This is a genomic window from Photobacterium sp. MCCC 1A19761 (assembly GCF_037389125.1).
Classification (GTDB): domain Bacteria; phylum Pseudomonadota; class Gammaproteobacteria; order Enterobacterales; family Vibrionaceae; genus Photobacterium.
In genome coordinates this window covers 1-17,069 of record NZ_JAZGTF010000031.1, presented here as the reverse complement: position 1 = coordinate 17,069, position 17,069 = coordinate 1, and the positions used below count along the sequence as shown (strand labels likewise).

At 53.8% G+C, this 17,069-nt stretch carries 17 protein-coding genes; 4 read left to right on the top strand and 13 right to left on the bottom strand.

What is annotated here, in order from left to right; genetic code table 11:
• Nucleotides 1–29: 29 nt before the first annotated feature.
• The 7 genes from VV869_RS20475 to VV869_RS20445 form a co-directional block, all read right to left on the bottom strand.
• On the bottom strand, nucleotides 30–1,166 hold the full coding sequence (locus VV869_RS20475) for an ABC transporter permease (RefSeq protein WP_337736789.1): 1,137 nt from the start codon (nucleotides 1,164–1,166) through the stop codon (nucleotides 30–32).
• Nucleotides 1,163–2,326, bottom strand: coding sequence for an ABC transporter permease (locus VV869_RS20470; RefSeq protein WP_337736788.1), 1,164 nt, complete (start codon nucleotides 2,324–2,326; stop codon nucleotides 1,163–1,165). The genes VV869_RS20475 and VV869_RS20470 overlap by 4 nt, the downstream gene beginning before the upstream one ends.
• Nucleotides 2,327–2,328: 2 nt before the next feature.
• Complete coding sequence (locus VV869_RS20465) at nucleotides 2,329–3,303, bottom strand: HlyD family secretion protein (protein WP_337736787.1); 975 nt, start codon at nucleotides 3,301–3,303, stop codon at nucleotides 2,329–2,331.
• Entirely contained in the window at nucleotides 3,300–4,793 is a 1,494-nt protein-coding gene (locus tag VV869_RS20460; RefSeq protein WP_337736786.1) for a TolC family protein, read from the bottom strand. Before VV869_RS20460 ends, VV869_RS20465 begins: the two co-directional genes overlap by 4 nt.
• Before the next feature lie 430 nt (nucleotides 4,794–5,223).
• Nucleotides 5,224–6,462 (bottom strand): cysteine desulfurase-like protein, encoded by a 1,239-nt coding sequence (locus VV869_RS20455; protein ID WP_337736785.1) that lies wholly within the window; start codon nucleotides 6,460–6,462, stop codon nucleotides 5,224–5,226.
• Nucleotides 6,446–7,102, bottom strand: coding sequence for a 2OG-Fe dioxygenase family protein (locus VV869_RS20450; protein ID WP_337736784.1), 657 nt, complete (start codon nucleotides 7,100–7,102; stop codon nucleotides 6,446–6,448). Before VV869_RS20450 ends, VV869_RS20455 begins: the two co-directional genes overlap by 17 nt.
• Before the next feature lie 436 nt (nucleotides 7,103–7,538).
• A complete protein-coding gene (locus VV869_RS20445) occupies nucleotides 7,539–7,868 on the bottom strand; it encodes a hypothetical protein (RefSeq protein ID WP_337736783.1) in 330 nt (109 codons plus the stop codon).
• A gap of 177 nt (nucleotides 7,869–8,045) precedes the next feature.
• On the opposite strand from VV869_RS20445, the gene VV869_RS20440 reads away from it, so the two are divergent.
• On the top strand, nucleotides 8,046–8,612 hold the full coding sequence (locus VV869_RS20440; RefSeq protein WP_337736782.1) for a DUF6942 family protein: 567 nt from the start codon (nucleotides 8,046–8,048) through the stop codon (nucleotides 8,610–8,612).
• A 178-nt stretch (nucleotides 8,613–8,790) separates the two neighbouring features.
• Nucleotides 8,791–9,963, top strand: a complete 1,173-nt coding sequence (locus tag VV869_RS20435; RefSeq protein ID WP_337736781.1) for a cation:proton antiporter — start codon at nucleotides 8,791–8,793, stop codon at nucleotides 9,961–9,963.
• A 48-nt stretch (nucleotides 9,964–10,011) separates the two neighbouring features.
• Here VV869_RS20435 and VV869_RS20430 read toward each other — a convergent pair whose 3' ends face one another.
• From VV869_RS20430 to VV869_RS20420, 3 genes are all read right to left on the bottom strand, one after another.
• Nucleotides 10,012–10,734: a hypothetical protein gene (locus VV869_RS20430; RefSeq protein WP_337736780.1), complete on the bottom strand. Its 723-nt coding sequence runs from the start codon at nucleotides 10,732–10,734 to the stop codon at nucleotides 10,012–10,014.
• A gap of 228 nt (nucleotides 10,735–10,962) precedes the next feature.
• Nucleotides 10,963–12,186, bottom strand: a complete 1,224-nt coding sequence (locus VV869_RS20425) for an HlyD family secretion protein (RefSeq protein ID WP_337736779.1) — start codon at nucleotides 12,184–12,186, stop codon at nucleotides 10,963–10,965.
• Entirely contained in the window at nucleotides 12,179–12,568 is a 390-nt protein-coding gene (locus tag VV869_RS20420; RefSeq protein ID WP_337736777.1) for an MFS transporter, read from the bottom strand. Before VV869_RS20420 ends, VV869_RS20425 begins: the two co-directional genes overlap by 8 nt.
• Before the next feature lie 145 nt (nucleotides 12,569–12,713).
• Between VV869_RS20420 and VV869_RS20415 the strand changes: the two genes are divergently transcribed.
• Nucleotides 12,714–13,751: an AraC family transcriptional regulator gene (locus tag VV869_RS20415; protein WP_337736776.1), complete on the top strand. Its 1,038-nt coding sequence runs from the start codon at nucleotides 12,714–12,716 to the stop codon at nucleotides 13,749–13,751.
• On the opposite strand, the gene VV869_RS20410 is transcribed toward VV869_RS20415, so the two are convergent.
• Together VV869_RS20410 and VV869_RS20405 are read right to left on the bottom strand one after the other, a co-directional pair.
• Nucleotides 13,748–14,227 carry a hypothetical protein gene (locus VV869_RS20410; RefSeq protein ID WP_337736775.1) on the bottom strand — a complete coding sequence of 160 codons (480 nt, stop codon included), beginning with the start codon at nucleotides 14,225–14,227 and terminating at the stop codon, nucleotides 13,748–13,750. The genes VV869_RS20415 and VV869_RS20410 overlap by 4 nt on opposite strands.
• A gap of 128 nt (nucleotides 14,228–14,355) precedes the next feature.
• A complete protein-coding gene (locus VV869_RS20405; protein WP_337736774.1) occupies nucleotides 14,356–14,706 on the bottom strand; it encodes a hypothetical protein in 351 nt (116 codons plus the stop codon).
• A gap of 295 nt (nucleotides 14,707–15,001) precedes the next feature.
• Between VV869_RS20405 and VV869_RS20400 the strand changes: the two genes are divergently transcribed.
• Entirely contained in the window at nucleotides 15,002–16,045 is a 1,044-nt protein-coding gene (locus VV869_RS20400) for a GMP reductase (protein WP_337736773.1), read from the top strand.
• A gap of 424 nt (nucleotides 16,046–16,469) precedes the next feature.
• Here the strand turns inward: VV869_RS20400 and VV869_RS20395 are convergent.
• Nucleotides 16,470–17,069, bottom strand: a 600-nt coding sequence (locus tag VV869_RS20395; RefSeq protein ID WP_337736772.1) for an IS3 family transposase, incomplete at its 5' end; no start/stop codon positions are given.

Below are 17,069 nucleotides of genomic sequence, written 5' to 3'. Positions count from 1 at the left end.
AAGATTGCATGTGAGCGGTACCGGTTTGGCTATCGCCGCTGCAACAGCCAGGCGATGGCACCGTAGGCGAACGCCTGCCCCCACAACTGCAACCACAGGGGCAAGACCTGATAGAACTCGGCGCCCATCTGATTCAACCGCAGGAAAGCGTTTATCGCCGGGGTGGCCGGGATCAACTGAACCAATGCCTGGATCGGCGCCGGGATCATCGACACCGGCCAGATAAAACCGAGCGAGAAGATCAGCGGGATCGAACTCAGCAACACCACCACGATCGCCAACTCCCGACGGGGCAAAAGATGACCGAGGATCATCCCAAGCCCAATCACCGCCAGTAGAAACGGCACCGTGATCGCCAGTAGATCGGCAATCGTCGCTAGGCGGCTGATGTGGTAATAGGTGAAACTAAAGCCAAAGTAATACATCACCAACGGCAGATAGATCAGGACGAACACCATCGCTCGCACCAACACCAACTGCCAGGCCGGGGACTGATACCAGTAGCCGGGCTGACCCGGTACAAGTGGCAGCGTCCGCTGTCCGCAGCCCAGCAACGACACCGCGATCAGCAGGGTCTGGTGAAGGATCAGCACAAAGACCGCCGGAACGATATAGTCGATATAGCCCATTCCTGGATTGAACACTGGCTGCATGGTCAGGTGGATCGGGCTATGCTGCTGCGATGCCAGTGCAATATGTTCGCCAGACGTCACCATCCGGATCACCTTCGCTTTTGCGCCCAGGGTTCCGCCAGCTTTGGCCAACCCTTCCACCACGGTGCCGTACACCAGGAAATAGGCGGCATCCCCGGCAAAAGCCAGGGTCGGCGACTTACCCAGCAATAAATCCCGGGCAAAGAATTCCGGGATCACCAGCAGCCCCTGAACCTGCCCCCGGTTCAGCATCGCTTGCGCTTCAGCCATGCCAGTTACCCGCTGCGTCAGCGCCACCTGAGGGGTCGCATCCACCATCCGCTCCAGTTCACGGCTAAGCTGGCTCTGATCCAGGTTCACCACCACCACCTGCTGCTCTCGCGGCAGTTGATTGGCGTAAGGCAAGGGATAGAGAAACGAATAAATCAACACGCCGCCAAAGACCGTAAACAGGATCGATGGATTGGTGAAAATCGCCTTCAGCTCTTGCCGAATCAATGCACGCCAGCTCATGACACCACCTCTTGTTCACTCGCACCTGTCGCCAGTTGCTTCGCCTTCAACGCCGCAACCCCGAGCACTGGCAGAAAAGCAGCCAGCGCCATCAGTTGCGGCATCGCTTCATTCAGGCTCTGGCCATGATTCACCTGATGCAACTGGACATCCAGATAATGGGTGACCGGCAACACCGCACGCCAGATCTGCGCCAGCGTCGGCATATCGGTCGCCGGAAACGTTACGCCGACAAAGGCAAAGGCGGGCGCCGTAAAACCAGCCGCCAGGCTCATGGCGCGGGTCGTGTCCCGGGTCGCAAGATACAGCACAGCGCCGACGCCCTGACAGGCCAGCACGGTCAGCAATTGTGCCGTTCCCAGAATCAGCCAGCTCCCGTGCATCGGCCAGCCCAACACACCGTACAGCGCAACCAGAAACAGCAGACCGTGCATCCACAGGATCAAGGTGTAAGGCAGCAGTTTGCCAAGCAAACGTCGACACGGCGCCGGTTTGAACCAGGTTGGCAAAGACTGCTGACGATCTTGCGTAGCCAGCACCATGATCGTGGTGATCACCATGAGGATCTGCCACATCGCCGGCACCGCCCCCGCGACCAGGAACTGGCCGTAATGATTGTTGCTGTTATAGAGCGGGGTGACCTGGGTGCGGATCGGCACCGCTTTCCCCATCGCCTGACTCAGTACAGCATTTCCCTCCGCCAGGTTCAGCAACGTATCGAGCTGGGCATTCAGCGTCCCCTGAGCCTGCATCACGGCGGAATTCACCAGTTTGGCAATCAGGATGAATTGGCTGTTGTAGAAGGCCGTAATATTCGGTGTATGGCCGAGCAACGTCTGCTTTTCCAACTGGGCCGGTAACACCACCAGCGCATAAATGTCACCGGCACGCAGCGCGGCACTGCCCTGCTCGACCGAGGGAAACGTTCGGGCAACCGCCAGCGCCGGGCTGGCGTCATAATAGCGCACCGCCTGACGGGATAGCCGGCTATGGTCGAGGTCAACTACCCCGATCGGCAGATCCCGGGCAATCCCGGCGGAAAAGACCGCCCAAACAATCAAAAACAGCAGCGGCGGCACCCAGCTCAGCAGTGCCCTGAGCCAGCCGTCCCGGGCCAGCAAATGCCATTCATGACGTAAATGGTGAGAAAACGACATCATGATCACTCAACGAGTACACTCATACCGACCCGCAGCCCGTCGATCGGGTTCACCGGACGCGCCTCGACTTCAAACGTACGCATATCAAATCCCTGCGCCGGATCGGTGGTCCGCCAGGTTGCGAAATCCCCCATCACGGAAACATGACTGACCGCAAAGGCATATTTCTGATCGCCTAAGGCCGGGATCCGGGCCTCGAACTGCGCGCCGGTACGATAGTCTTTCAGTTTGTCCTCACGGACATGGAACACGGCCCAAGCGTCGTTCATATCCACTACACTCACCACCGGGAACCCCTGAGGCGCCAGCTCACCGGTATGCAGCAGAATTTCCGCCACCTCGCCGTTATGCCAGCTTTCGATTTGGGTATCTGCGGCATAAGCTTCTACTTCTGCAACCGCACCCGCGGCCATCCGGGCCTTCTCGACAGCTGCCCGTTTGGTCTCAACCCGAGCCCCTTCCTTGGCCATTTCAAACATCTGGTAGGCCGCACGTTCGGTATAGCGTGCCGCCTGCCACTGGGCATAGGCTTCATCGCGTTTCTGCTCGGCGACCACCCCTTCTTTATAGAGGTTATCGACGCGCTGGTATGTTTTGCCCCGCAACTCTGCCGCAGACTTGGCCTTACGCCAGGTATCTTTCGACGCCTCGATTTCCTGGCTCCGGGCACCTTTCTCGGCCTGCTCAGCCATCGCTCCGGCTGCTTCCTGTCCGGCTTTCGCCTGCTCCAGTTTGGCGTCCAGCTCCGGACTCAGCAGGGTAAAAATCAGATCGCCGCGCTGGATTTGATCGCCTTTGCGGACCATCACCTGCTCGATCCGGCCAGGCACTTTGGAAGAAATATTGTATTGCTGGGCTTCAATTTGGCCCTGCATCCGCTCCGGTTGCGGCTGATACGCCTGCCAGAAGGTGTAGCCGAGCCAGCCCACCAGCGCTGCGGCCGGAATCATTACGGCGAATGCCTTTGATTTGCTCATGATTGAACCTCTACACCCTGAAATTGTTGATATTGATTGAAACGGTTGATTTCACCACTGACGGCCAATAACCGCGACAGGGAAATCACATACTGGTACGCCGCAGCCGAGCGCTGGGTCCGGACGCTGGCCAGATACAACTCGGCATCGACGACATCAAGCGAGGTCGACAGCCCCTGACTGAACGCTTTTTCCCGCATCCGCAAGTTTTCGCTTGCCAGAGACAGACTCGATGCCAGACCCTGATATTCTTCCAGGGCCTGCATCGCTTCCCGATAGGTTTTCTCGACCAGCACCGACAAATCTTGCTCAGCCTGCGCTCTGAGATAATTCACTTGGGTCACCGCGCTGTGGGCCGCCTTCACTTTGTCAGAGCGGCCGGAGCGATCCAGCAGCGGAATGTTCACGCCGACGCCGACGGCCCAGTCCGGCGCTGTTTTAGCTGCCAGCGAGTCATCCTCGTGCAGGCTATAGTTTCCGTACAGGTAGACTTCCGGGTAATACTTGCCTTTTTCGACATCGATCACCCCCTTCGCCTGGCGACTTTTGGCATCCAGGATCTTCAGGCCCGGATAATCCGCCAGCGTTTTCTCGATGAAGGCAACCATTGGCGGCAGCGAGTCATTGGTAAACAGCGGTGTGGAAGGCAGGACCGGCTGAGAACGCTTGAGCATCTTGGTCAGGGCAACCTGGGCGATTTCCATATCCCGCGCCGCTTTCTGACGCTCGACCCGGGCCTTGTCATAAGACGCTTCCGCCTGCAGACGTTCCACTTTGGCAATCTGTCCTTGTTGCTCCAGCTTCTTGGCATGTTCAAAGTGCTTTTGCAGCCCCTGCTCGACATCAATCCGGGTTTGCAATACATGCTGAGTCATCGCGACCCCGAAGTAGAGTTTGGCCAGATCTTCGAACTTCGCCTGTTGCTTCATCGCCAGCAGAAAACCAGCTTCGTCATGCTGCCCTTTGGCGATTTCCTGCACCGCGGTGATACGCCCGCCGGTAAAGATCGGCCAGATCGCCCGCAGCGAACTGGTAAACACATCACGATCGGTTAGTCGGGAGGTAAACAGCTGATCGATTTTCGCCGGATTTATCCCGGCCATCTGCGCCAGTCCGGCGATGGCATCACCGGCCGGCATACTCTCGGCAATATCGGAAGGCTTGATTTCAACAGCCTTGTCCAGTCGGGTGTAATTGGCACCGGCCGTCACCTGCGGCAAGTACATATCCCGCGCCGCGTCTTGCAGATAGCGCGCACGGTCAACATTGGCCCGCTCCGCGGCCAGAGCATCGTTCTGGCTGACGACCGCTTGCCAGGCGACACTGAAACTGACGGCTTGCTGGCCCACCGGTAAAGCGTGGCTTGGCGCTTGCGTCACCTCGGGCACACTGGCCGAGGTCATCGGCTGCGTCTGGTCCGCCTGACTCGTCAGCGGGAGCATCAACAGCGCTGCACAACAGGTCAGGGCTGCGATTGGAGTTCTTTTCATGCTTCGTTCCATCAGACCGAAAAGGGATTCGTATGGCCCCAATTCTAGAGCAATTGCTCTACATTTCAACCAAGCCCTGTGATATCTCGCACTTTTTTCGTGCCAGGCGCAAGCGATCCCGACCGCACTTCACCGATGATCAAGGTCAGCATAAGAAAAAGCCCGGAAGCGGGCTCCCGGGCTTTGTTTTTTGTAGTGAGTGCTCAGACACTTTTGTTATTAATACTGCAGGCAAAGTGCCTGACAAGGTAACCAACAGTTCATACCGGCACGGATTCAAGCCTGTGACAGGTGTGGGCAACCGTGCTCAGCATGACACTGTTCGTGTTTTTAAACATCGTATTATTAACACATCGTGTTATTAAAACATCGTGTTATTAAAACATCGTGTTTTTAAACATCGCGTTGTAACAACTGAACGTTGTTAAAATCAGCGTTGTAAAAACGGTGCCAGTGCGGCGAACAATTGGTCGATCTCTGTTGTGGTGTTATAGTGCATCAAGCCAATTCGGATCACCCCGCCATCGGCCATCACGCCCAGTTGCTCACACAGCCCCTGCGCATAGAAGTGGCCGTTCCAGACACACATATTCTGTTTGCCCAGATGGACCGCAACATCCCCCGGCGTTACCCCGTCGATACGAATCGCAAAGGTCGGCGTGCGCTGGTGCAGACGGTCTGCATCGGTGATCCCATACAGACGCATATTTGAATACTGCGCAGCACAAGCCAGGAAATGTCGACTCAGCACCGTTTCATGTTGCTGGTATTGCGCGTAGCTCTGCTGCAATCGCTGACGCAAATCCGCCCCCGGCTCGCCCCATTGGGCAAGATACTCAACTGCGGCCACAAATCCGGCTAATGCTTCAAAGCTCTGAGTGCCGGTTTCGAAGCGGCCCGGTCCCTGATTGGTTGCCGGTTCAACTTTGTATGGACGCAGGGTCTGAAGCCACTGCGGCGCGATATACGCGATCCCGACATGCGGTCCGAAGAACTTGTAAGCCGAGCAGGCCAGAAAATCACAGCCCAGCGCCTGAACATCGACCAGCGCGTGCGGGACATAATGCACCGCGTCGACATAGACCTGAGCGCCCACCTGATGCGCCGCCTCAATCACCCGCTGCATGTCCACCAGCGAACCGGTCGTGTTGGACGCATAGGTCACCGCCACCAACCGGGTTTTGTCGCTCAGCAGCGAGATCAGATGATCATAATCTAAAGTACAGTCAGCTTCGTTGACCCGCACCTGATGGACCACCGCGCCTTTATCTTCTGCCGCCTGCTGCCAACTCGACACGTTGGAGTAATGATCCAACGCGGTCACGATGATTTCATCACCAGCCTGCCAGTCGCGGCTAATCGCACGGCTGAGCTGGAATGTCAGCGAGGTCATGTTGGCCCCGAAGACAATATTTTCGGCAGAGGGTGCGCCCAACAGTGCTTGGGCAGAGCGCCGTGCCTTGGCAACGACCTCAACGGTCTTCTCACTGGAGAAGAAGGCACCGCCAAGATTGGAATTGTAATGGCCCAGATAGGCGGTCATTGCATCCAGCACCGGCGTCGGCACCTGCGATCCCCCCGGACCATCGAAAAAGTAAACCGGCTGATCATTGACGATCTGGTTCAGGGCCGGAAATGCGTCACGTACGGCTTCAGGCGTGAACGGCATGGTTAAACTCCTTGGCAGTCAGTACAAACAGATCCAAATATCCTTGCTCATCTTTCTTCACCGCTTTAATCGGGCGAGCGTTGTGCCACAGCTGGCTGTCATCAAGCAAGGCAACCTCACCTTCCGCCAGGGCCATGCTCAAAAACGGTAACTCTGTTTTATCTTTGTAAACCAAGAACTCGCCGCCTTCGATGTTGTGACGGCCAATCCCAATCACCGCCAGGTGGTCAAACCCGTCCTGGTGAACCCCTTCCGGCGCTACCTGAGTTTCTTCATCAATGGCCGAAATACGGATTTGGTGAATTTCGATTTCCTGCTCATCGGCCAGACCGTTGGCAGACTTGAAGATTTCGCACATTTCGCGCATCCCGTCGCTGCTGACGATTGCCTCTTCCAGCGGTTCGAAGCTGCGGCTGACATTACCCTGGAACGTATTGATATCGTCCGACTGGACAAACGGGCGCGGTGGCAAATGCTCAACCTGCCCCTGATTCAGCTTCACAATGGAGTAGCGACGCAGCCGATACTCACCGTCGGCATGGCCGGTTTTCGGCAAAAAATTAAAAGACGAGGAAAGATCGCTCACCGCCTTACCACTCAGTTGAGTCAATTGAAGCGTACGTTCGAAAGAAGAATGCATAATCCTGTTCCTTGTGTCATCCACACTAAGTCCATATCATCAGTCTGGCGGTTACAGAACCCGCCAAACGATTTAACAATTAAGCTACATTCAGGATTAAACAAATCGGCACCGAAGCCAAGGGGAGAGATTTAAAATTTTATGAAAACGACAAAATAAAGAATGATAGTTCAAGCAACGACACGAAATCAGTCATAACAACCAGATATTGAAAAGTGCACTATCAATATCCAGTTATGTATACTGAAACACAAATTAACTAATTGATTTATAACGATATACTTGTGGTTCTTAGGGCTCATTCCGGGATCATTGGACTAGCATAAAATGCTATCTGTGACTTAATTCTCAACTTTGTAATTTGATAAGTTGGATGAAGTTGGTGTGATTCACCAGCTCGGAAACAGCAGGCTCTGCTGTTTCCGAAACCATGGTATCAACGGTAGGCAGGACGTTCGACCGCGCGGTATTCATCACCGCTTTTCTTGTAAAATGTGTTGTTCACGATTGCATAGGTCACCCCGGCAATCACCGCAAAGGTCGCAATTTCCGGCAAACGGGATTTATGGTAATGCTGCTCTTGCACCACCACCACATCACGATGGTAATGATGATCATGCCGGTCATAATGGCGGTGCTTATGGTGCTTGTGTTTATGATGCCGATGTTTATGGTGATGATCGCCATGATGGTCCCACTTCGCCTGAGCCGTGATCGGCAACCCCGCCAAAGCGCAGGCGAATAAACAACAGACTAATGTTTTCATATTATAATTCTCTGGTTTATTTCTTTGCCGTCAGCATATCGGTAAGATACGTGCGTATGTCAGGTTGAAGTTAGCCCTGTGTCAAACTTACAAAGGGCCAAGAGCGCATTTCAACGGGGTGCTTATCAACCTCAACATCAGTCAATCGATTCATCTACAACAGTCAAGCAGAGCACCATGTCACAACCAATCGGCCTCGGCTGCCCCCAGTTTCATCTCGCCGCCTATCTTGAAAATCGTCCGAACATGTTGAACTACCCGACACTTTCCGAGCACATTCCTCTGGTGCCGGGAGAGATCCAGGCGATTGGCCAGGCATGCGGCAACGGCTGGCGCAAAGTGTTTAACGTCTATGCCAAGTTGCTGTATACGCTGGATACTTCCTTGTTTCCGTACGCTCTTTCGGCGCCGACCTGGCAGACATACCGGGAGCAATATTTACTCCAGCAAGGCAGCCACACTGCCCTGTTGTTCAGTCCGCCGCAGTTGTCCGTACCGGATAAACACGACCAAGCTACCCCGGTCATCCATCTCATCATGGGCCGAACCTATGCCAAGCGGCTGATCGCCGAAGGCAAACTCACCGCACCCATGGAATGGCTGGACAACGAGTTTGCGATCAACACTGAGCATCGGGTGATCATATGCCCGTATTTCGACTATCGTCAGCTCTCGAATCTCAAAATTGCCCGTCTGGCAGAACTGATGAAACGACTGGTGACAGAAACCCGCGAAGGGGATTAAGGGAGGTATAGAGAGATAGCCATCGACGGGCTTCACTGAACACATAACCATTTACACACAGTTCAACCCGTTGCTAAGAGCGGACAGTCGAGATGTATTATCCTTAAAGCTGTCGCCACAACCCACGAGATCGTCTGCCCTGCAGGCGATTACCACAGGTATTTCCGGATAAGGGCGTATGCAGACCGATCTGGCCCCCCTGATCTTCGAGTTGTGTACCATCATCATCAGCGCGGCCATTCTCGGGACGCTGTTTCTCTATGCCCGCCAGCCCATCATCCTGGCCTACATTGCGGCCGGGATCATCATCGGCCCGCAGGGACTGAACCTGATCCACAACGCCGGGAATGTCACCCAAATCGGCAATCTCGGGGTGATCCTGCTGCTGTTCTTAATCGGCCTGAATCTCCAGCCGAGAAAACTGCTGCAACTGTTCAAAGAAAGCTCCCTGGTGACCTTCGCCACCAGCGGCTTTTTCTTTCTGGTGACGCTGATCGTTGCCCTAGCCTGCCTGTTTCCGCTGGGCGAGTCGCTGATCATCGCTGCGGCGATGATGTTTTCCAGCACGGTGATCGGCCTGAAGCTGATCCCCACCACCACCCTGCATCACAAGCACATGGGGGAAGTGATGACCAGTATTCTGCTAGTGCAGGATCTGCTGGCCATCAGCGTGCTGATCTTTCTCAATCTCAGCGACGGCAACACCATGCTCATTGCTTTCGCGATGATGCTGCTGAAGTTTTCCGGGCTTTGCCTGCTGGCTTATGTCGGGGTTCGCTATATTATTCTGCCGCTATTCAGCCGCTTTGATGTGATCCAGGAATACAGCTTTGTGATGACGCTGGCCTGGTGTTTCTTTCTGGCAGAGCTTGGACATCAGGCCGGGTTGTCGTATGAAAGCGGGGCGTTTGTGGCCGGAGTCTCGATTGCCGTCAGCCGGGTGTCGCAGGTGATTTCGATTCACCTGAAACCACTGCGGGAGTTTTTTCTGATCCTGTTCTTTTTTGCCATTGGTGCCCGGATGGATCTGGCCGCAGGAAACCTGTACAGCCTGCTGGGGATTGGGTTTGGCATTCTGCTGGTCCCCGTCAAATCCTGGGGATTTAACAAGGCCTTAACCCTGGCGCATGAGCACCCCGGATTGACCCGCGAGCTGGGTGCCCGACTCAGCCAGGCCAGTGAATTCTCATTTCTGGTCGCCTATACCGCCACCAATAACGCCATGTTGTCCCCGGCCGCAACCTTGTTTATCCAGACCACCACTATCACCACATTCGTCATATCAACCTACTGGGTGGTGAGGCGCTACCCGACGCCGATTTCCATCGACAACACCCTCCGTCGGGACTAATGCAACCATCAGGACCAATACAGCCGTCGGATTACGAACATCCTCCCTTCACTCGGCGAACGGATATGTGATACGCGTGATCAGTTGCTCCGGCGAAACCTGAAGGGTGACCAGTGGTACCCGCTGAAGCGCCGGGTTTACCTCACCATCGGCTGCCAGCCACTGCCGGATATTGCGATACCCCTGACGCAATGCGTCCGCCAGCACACGATTCTCCACCAGCAAATACGTCCGGGTCGTGAGATAACTGCTGCGGTTCGCCAGTGCAAACATCTGATCGTCCAGCGTCTGCCGATCCAGGCTTTGCATACCGGACAGCACGTCGAGCGTTTCCCCGGCCACATCCAGATGAGCGAATACCAGACCCTGACGACGTAACTGTGCCAGCAATTGGGTGTAGTTGGCTTGGGTCAGTGGCGCAGTCAATTCAAGGTGGTGCACTTTTCCCTGCAGGGTAAACACAGCCAGCGCACCGTCTTCCAGCTGAAAATCCCGTTGCCGATCCAGACAGATCACCGACTGACCGGGATACAGTTCCGAACAGTCATAAGCATCCGGCAAGCTGCCGACAGCATCTGCGGCCATCCCCCAGGGAAAACGTTCCCACGGTGGGGACTGTGATGCCAACGCACGACCCGGCACCAGCGACACGAATAGCAGTAACACGAACAACAGCAACGCGGATAACAGCGAGACAATCTGTAGTCGCTCTCGAAACAGCGCAAACGCGTGTTTCCGGGGCAACATCCGGCGCAAGCTAGGGATCAACATCAAAACAATCAGTATCCTTCGGGTCGGTCACACAAACGCTCATGTTTTACCGATTGCTTGGCAAAACTGCAATCCCTACATCCAAAAACCCATATATAAAGAAGGGAAAAGAGGCGGCATTTAAAGAAAGGAAAAGATAAAACGGGTGGCGCAACATCAAACGGGGCTGATGAATAACATTCACCAGCCCCGCTCAAACACATGATGACTTACTGTGTATGACCCCGGTTACATCGACCAGATGTAGAAAATCTGCGATTTCATCCGAATAATGATCCCGCGGATCACATCGAGGAATCCCAGGAAGCCAATCGGCTTCTCGGCACTGACCCATGCCAGCCCCACAGAGCCGACCGGGATGTCGTAACCATCCGGCTCATCAATCTTCAGACGAACAAAATGATGTTTGTTCATCGCATTCTGACCGGTCACCTGACGAACACTGTCATCGCGGCCCAGCAGGTTCCCCTGCGCTTCGCCGGTGGCTTCCACAATCCCTTCAACTTCCACACTGAAGATCTTGCCCGGATAAACCGCTGAGGTAAATTCCCCCCGCTGGCCCACTTTCACATTGCGAATAGCTTGGTGATTCACCCGCATCAGCACATACTTTTCATCGAGGTACATCTGCATCCGCGGCATCAGCCCGACATACTGCCCCTCGCGCATAATAAAGTTATTCAGATAACCGTCGGCCGGGGCATACACCTTAGTGTTATCCAGCTCCCACTGCGCCTGAGCTACGCTTGCTTGCTCACGCGCGACCTCCGCCTGCTGGCTGTTCACGGCCAGTTTGGCTTTTTCCCAATCCAGCATCGTCTTCTTTGCCGTCAACTGGTGCTTCTCCAGTTGCGAAGCGAGTGCAACCGACTCGGCGCGGGCCACAGCTACGGCCGTGTGCTGCTCGTCCATCTGGGTATCGGTAATGGTATGCTGTACCACCGAATTCTGCTCCAGGTAACGGTTCAGGATGGCTTGCTTGAGTTTCAAATTCTCTTTCGCCGCGACCCACTTGTTGCGGGTGATCTCAATCTCTTTCTCAGCAGCAAGCGCCGTTTCCCAGGCAATACCAATATTTTCCCGAGCCATCAACAGCGCTGCTTCCTCTTGTGCCAGCGTCGCTTTAGCCTTGTTCAGCGCGATCTGATACGGCTCGCGGTCGAGTTCATAAATCAGTTGCCCCTGTTGCACCTTCTCATTCGACGCAACGTAAATTTGTGCCACATGGCCTTTAATCTGCGTGGAAGGCGGACGCAACTGTACATGTGGTGACTGCACCACTGAGCCACCGGACATGTCCATCGGGGTAAAGGTGATCAGACCGACCCAGACAAACAGCAACCAGCCAATCCCCCCGAGCACGGAGAACCCTTGGGTGAACTTATTCCACGGCATGCCAACCAAACGCAGCAGGTAAATGAATAACGCCCAAACGGCCAATCCCTCAAGCATGATCCATCTCCTGTTGTGGGCATGTATTCCCGGTCACCGTCGCTGTTTCAGCCTGAATGTCGGCCAAGGCAGACGCCTCCCCAACGGCTGGCTCCCCTTTCCAGATATCCCGGATCCGCCGTAGCGCCTGCTCGCCATCGACGAAGGCGATGACCACCGCAATCACCCACACCCAGTGCCAGATAAAACCGATCCAGGTCAGCGCGGTGATCAATCCAAGCTGATGATGCTCTTTGTGATGGGCCTTCTGGATCGGTAATTCATGAATCCGCCAAAATCCGTAGGCTGCCGCCCCAATCACCCCCACCAGAACCACCGTCGCGACCACATGAAGGGCGGTATCTACCCCACTGTCAACAAACGGCATACTGAACAAACTCATCCTCAAAGCACTCCCAAACAATACTGATATTCATCATTTTTATGGTGGGCAAGTTTGCATTGATATGTGACACAGGTATCATTCGTGGTTTGATTATATCGATTTGGTTGAGTTTATTACGCAATCTCTCCAGGACAATTTCGCCATGCATGCAACGCCTGCACTTCACACCAGTTTTATCCGCGCCGCATTTCTCCAGCCACTGTTCCTCGGGATAGAAAAGCACTACCGGCTCTCGGCCACAGCGCTGGGGATTCCGCCAAAACTGCTGGCCGAACCGATGGCATTGATCCCGGCGGTGGATTTTCATCGTTGGCTGACGGCCATTGCAGAGCTGACGCAGGATCCAGCGTTCATCATCCGAATCGCGCCGCAACTGACATTCGGCAACATGGGTTATTTGGGCAACTGGCTGCTCTCCAGCCCGGATCTGGCGCTGGCCTTCCGGCGCATCAATTACGGCACGTCTTGTTTGCAATCCGGCGCGGGGTTTCACGGCGAGCAGTCCGGCAATATGATTAAGTGGTGTTATGACAACCACTTTTCCGAGGGGCAGCCGCGGTTAGCCGACAGCCTGCGGATCGCCGTGCTGTACACCAACACGTTACGCCATTTCATGGGGAAAGATTATCATCCCAAACGGGTGGAAATCAGCGGACCGCCCTGCGGCAACGGGCAGGTAGAACAATTTTTTGGCTGCGAGATCACCTGGAACGCCCCGACCACCAAGGTCTGGCTCGATATCTCAGTGCTGGAGCACGGCAGCAATACGCCGTTTGCGGTGCATCGACCGATGCTGCTGAGCAACTTTCAGCTGGATGAATTATTGAACATGCCGCAGCCGCAAGACATGGCCAAGGTGATGTACGAGATGGTTACTTATGCCTGCTACTACGGTTTTCCGACCCTGGATTTTGTCGCCGACCGGTTTCAGGTATCCCGCCAACAACTCCAGCGCCGGCTCCATACCCAAGGCTGGACTTTCACCAACGTGACCAGCTATGTGTTGTGCAACCTGGCGATCAAATACATGCTCAAAGATATGCCGATCGGCCAGATTGCCACCGAGCTGGGTTATCACAATGTGCAGAGTTTCAGCAAAGCCTTCCGGCGCCAGCGCGGGATGACGCCGACGCAGTATAAAGACAAGCTGTTAGAACGTAACCTGGCCGGATTGCCTTAAGCGACGCTGTCCCGCCGACACTGCATAAAGAAATGCTTTTCAGGCGTAATGTGATACCACATATCAAAGATCGCCTGGTCGTCTTCCAAGGTCGGTTTAAAAAAGATCCGATAACCGGTGAGATCGCGACGTGCCGCGTAGTCAAACGGATCGGCATGATTGGGGTCTTGAATAATTTCGCGGCTGAGTTTGACGGGTGTGAGCATATAATCACTCTCTTTCACCACATACCGATAATCCACGAACAATTGATACTCCAGTTGGGTCTGCTGCTCGTGCTCATAGCGTACCCATTCCTGTGATTTCACCGTCCCGTCCGGCTTGAAATCATAGGTGACCCAGCTTTGTTCATCCGGCCGCTCCTGCTGCGGCGTACATTGCCATTTCCCGGCAATCACAGGTAGAGGTGAAGCCACCGCACTTCCTGATCCAAGTATTCCGGCCAGCATCAACAACCCGGACATCCTATGGCGCATCGCCCTCTCCTTTCAATCATCAGTATCTGGACAACAATAAGTTAACATTGCTACCAGCTGCAACAAAAAAGGAGCTGAAATCAGCCCCTTTCTCACTTTCCAGTCAACGGATCACCCGATTTGTTCATTTACGCGGATTTGGGTGCACTTTGTTCCGCCACCTTAGCCAGGATCGCTGAAATCGGCACAATCGGCCCCATCATGTTGATCCGCATGGGTGAGCCGCCGGTGCCGAAATGCAGTTCGGAAGTGTCAGCCGTTGAGTAGTTATATTTGTAGTTGAATTTCCCGGTGGCAATATGCAGTAAATCAAATTCCTTGCGGTGGCATGAGATGTATGCACGCCAGTACATTGCATCCAACACCTCGCCAGGGTGCTCTGCTCGGATAATAAATCGCCAGCTTCCGTCCTCGCCGTAGAAGTCGAGCGGAAAAGTATCTTTTATTTTTTTTTTGCTTAGCAAAGTAAACCTATCCACATTGCCTTTCTGTCAGGGGGATTATGCAAGGATTGCACGAGAATGGAAGAGGAATGCGAAGAATTCAGAAAATTTTGACAAAACAAACGCTTTGCCAGGTAATATCTTTGTAAAGATATCATAAAAAAAATTACATTATCAGGCTTGTTTATGAAGTTTCTTTGCCTATAATGCTGAAAACCGGAGCGTCTGCCAACGCTCCGGTTTTTTTGTGCCTGCTTTCTGGTGAATTGAATGCTATCTGCCAATAGCAACCAAACCAGTCAGCAAAATTCGATAGATTAAGGAAAGACTAATGCGTATCGAACAAGACTTGAAATTGGGTTTTAAAGATGTTCTGTTTCGTCCAAAACGTTCAACCCTCAAAAGCCGCTCTCAAGTTGAATTAACCCGCGATTTTACATTCAAGCATAGCGGTCGTCAATGGTCTGGTGTCCCTATCATTGCTGCCAATATGGATTCCGTGGGTAGTTTTGACATGGCGAAAGCCCTGGCGCAACACAAAGTCATGACCGCAGTCCATAAACACTACACCGTTGAAGACTGGGCCGGCTTTATCCGCGATAACGACGCCAGCGTGCTGAACAATGTCATGGTATCGACCGGTACGTCTGATGCCGACTTCCAGAAAACCAAAGACATCATGGCCCTGAGCGATGATCTCATCTTCATCTGCATCGATATTGCCAACGGCTACTCAGAGCACCTGGTCGAGTACGTTGAGCGAGTTCGCGCCGCCTTCCCGGACAAAGTGATCAGCGCCGGAAACGTCGTGACCGGGGATATGTGTGAAGAGCTGATTCTGGCCGGTGCCGATATCGTGAAAGTGGGCATCGGACCGGGCTCGGTCTGCACTACCCGCGTGAAAACCGGGGTTGGTTACCCGCAGCTGTCTGCAATCATCGAATGTGGCGATGCCGCACACGGCCTGGGCGGCCAGATCATCGGCGACGGCGGCTGTACTTGTGCCGGTGATGTATCCAAAGCCTTTGGTGGCGGTGCCGACTTCGTGATGCTGGGCGGTATGCTGGCCGGTCACGAAGAAAGCAACGGCGAGATTGTCGAGCAGAACGGTGAAATGTTCATGAAGTTCTACGGCATGTCTTCGCAAAGTGCGATGGACAAACACTCCGGCGGCGTCGCCAACTACCGCGCGGCTGAAGGAAAAACCGTATTATTGCCATTCCGTGGCCCGGTGGAAAACACCATCCAGGACATCATGGGCGGTGTACGCTCAACCTGCACCTACGTTGGCGCCGCGAAGCTCAAAGAGCTGACCAAGCGCACCACCTTCATCCGCGTTCGCGAGCAGGAAAACAACGTTTACGGGAAAGAGTAAACTCGGTTTTTTCCGAAGTTTTTAATGTTGAAACAACCATAAAGTGATATTTACCACCATAACTTGATAATTGTCACAACCATAATTTGATATAGCCTCTTCCTTGTCCATACTTATGTAAGTTTACGACAATTTTATGAAGAGGCCATTTTATGTCTTCTCTACCCCAGCTTTCTGATAACGTACTCATCGCGCTTGAGAACGCCTTTCAAAACCCTGCTCGAAATTTGACGAAGTCTCGTGGTAAAAATATCCATCGGTATGCTAGTGTAAAGATGGGCAAGCGTGTCACAGTAGAATCTGCGTTAGAATGTGATGCTTGCTATCATTTTGACTTTACTATCGATGTCATTCGATTCTGCTCACAACCTATCAGATTTTCATACTATTTAAACGGAAAGAGACATACCTATGTTTGTAGTGGTCAACTAAATCCGGACACTTTGTTAGGCCGATTCTCGGCTTCAGCAGGCGGCACCCCGTCATTGTGTTGATGTGGGCGCTGCCAGTTGTAGTAATCCATCAGGTATATACCGACGTCTCGTATCGCTTCACGAGCAGTCATGTAGCCCGTTGATGGGATCCATTCTGTCTTTAAGCTCCGAAATAAACGCTCCATTGGCGCATTGTCCCAACAGTTTCCGCGGCGACTCATGCTCTGTGTCATTTGATAACGCCATAGCCGTTGCCTGAACTTCCTGCTCGCATATTGGCTGCCTTGGTCTGAGTGAAACATGACACCACGAGGACATCCTCGTTGCTGATAAGCCATATCCAAAGCTTTCACAACCAAGTCTGCATCAGGCTTTTCCGACATAGCCCAACCTACGGCTCGCCGCGTATGCAGGTCGATAACGGCTGCCAAGTAATGCCAACGGCTACCAGCCCAGATATACGTGATATCTCCGCACCAAACTTGATTGGGTTTGGCAATATCGAACTCCCTCTCTAGTCGATTTGGGATGTCCGGTCGTTCCACCTGCGCCGTTTTATATGTATGAGAGCCAGGTTGCTTCGACATCAG

Bases quoted from the DNA above. Each gene is read 5' to 3' on its own strand.
- VV869_RS20475 (WP_337736789.1), bottom strand. From the start codon at position 1,166: ATGAGCTGGCGTGCATTGATTCGGCAAGAGCTGAAGGCGATTTTCACC.
- VV869_RS20470 (WP_337736788.1), bottom strand. From the start codon at position 2,326: ATGATGTCGTTTTCTCACCATTTACGTCATGAATGGCATTTGCTGGCC.
- VV869_RS20465 (WP_337736787.1), bottom strand. From the start codon at position 3,303: ATGAGCAAATCAAAGGCATTCGCCGTAATGATTCCGGCCGCAGCGCTG.
- VV869_RS20460 (WP_337736786.1), bottom strand. From the start codon at position 4,793: ATGAAAAGAACTCCAATCGCAGCCCTGACCTGTTGTGCAGCGCTGTTG.
- VV869_RS20455 (WP_337736785.1), bottom strand. From the start codon at position 6,462: ATGCCGTTCACGCCTGAAGCCGTACGTGACGCATTTCCGGCCCTGAAC.
- VV869_RS20450 (WP_337736784.1), bottom strand. From the start codon at position 7,102: ATGCATTCTTCTTTCGAACGTACGCTTCAATTGACTCAACTGAGTGGT.
- VV869_RS20445 (WP_337736783.1), bottom strand. From the start codon at position 7,868: ATGAAAACATTAGTCTGTTGTTTATTCGCCTGCGCTTTGGCGGGGTTG.
- VV869_RS20440 (WP_337736782.1), top strand. From the start codon at position 8,046: ATGTCACAACCAATCGGCCTCGGCTGCCCCCAGTTTCATCTCGCCGCC.
- VV869_RS20435 (WP_337736781.1), top strand. From the start codon at position 8,791: ATGCAGACCGATCTGGCCCCCCTGATCTTCGAGTTGTGTACCATCATC.
- VV869_RS20430 (WP_337736780.1), bottom strand. From the start codon at position 10,734: ATGTTGATCCCTAGCTTGCGCCGGATGTTGCCCCGGAAACACGCGTTT.
- VV869_RS20425 (WP_337736779.1), bottom strand. From the start codon at position 12,186: ATGCTTGAGGGATTGGCCGTTTGGGCGTTATTCATTTACCTGCTGCGT.
- VV869_RS20420 (WP_337736777.1), bottom strand. From the start codon at position 12,568: ATGAGTTTGTTCAGTATGCCGTTTGTTGACAGTGGGGTAGATACCGCC.
- VV869_RS20415 (WP_337736776.1), top strand. From the start codon at position 12,714: ATGCATGCAACGCCTGCACTTCACACCAGTTTTATCCGCGCCGCATTT.
- VV869_RS20410 (WP_337736775.1), bottom strand. From the start codon at position 14,227: ATGCGCCATAGGATGTCCGGGTTGTTGATGCTGGCCGGAATACTTGGA.
- VV869_RS20400 (WP_337736773.1), top strand. From the start codon at position 15,002: ATGCGTATCGAACAAGACTTGAAATTGGGTTTTAAAGATGTTCTGTTT.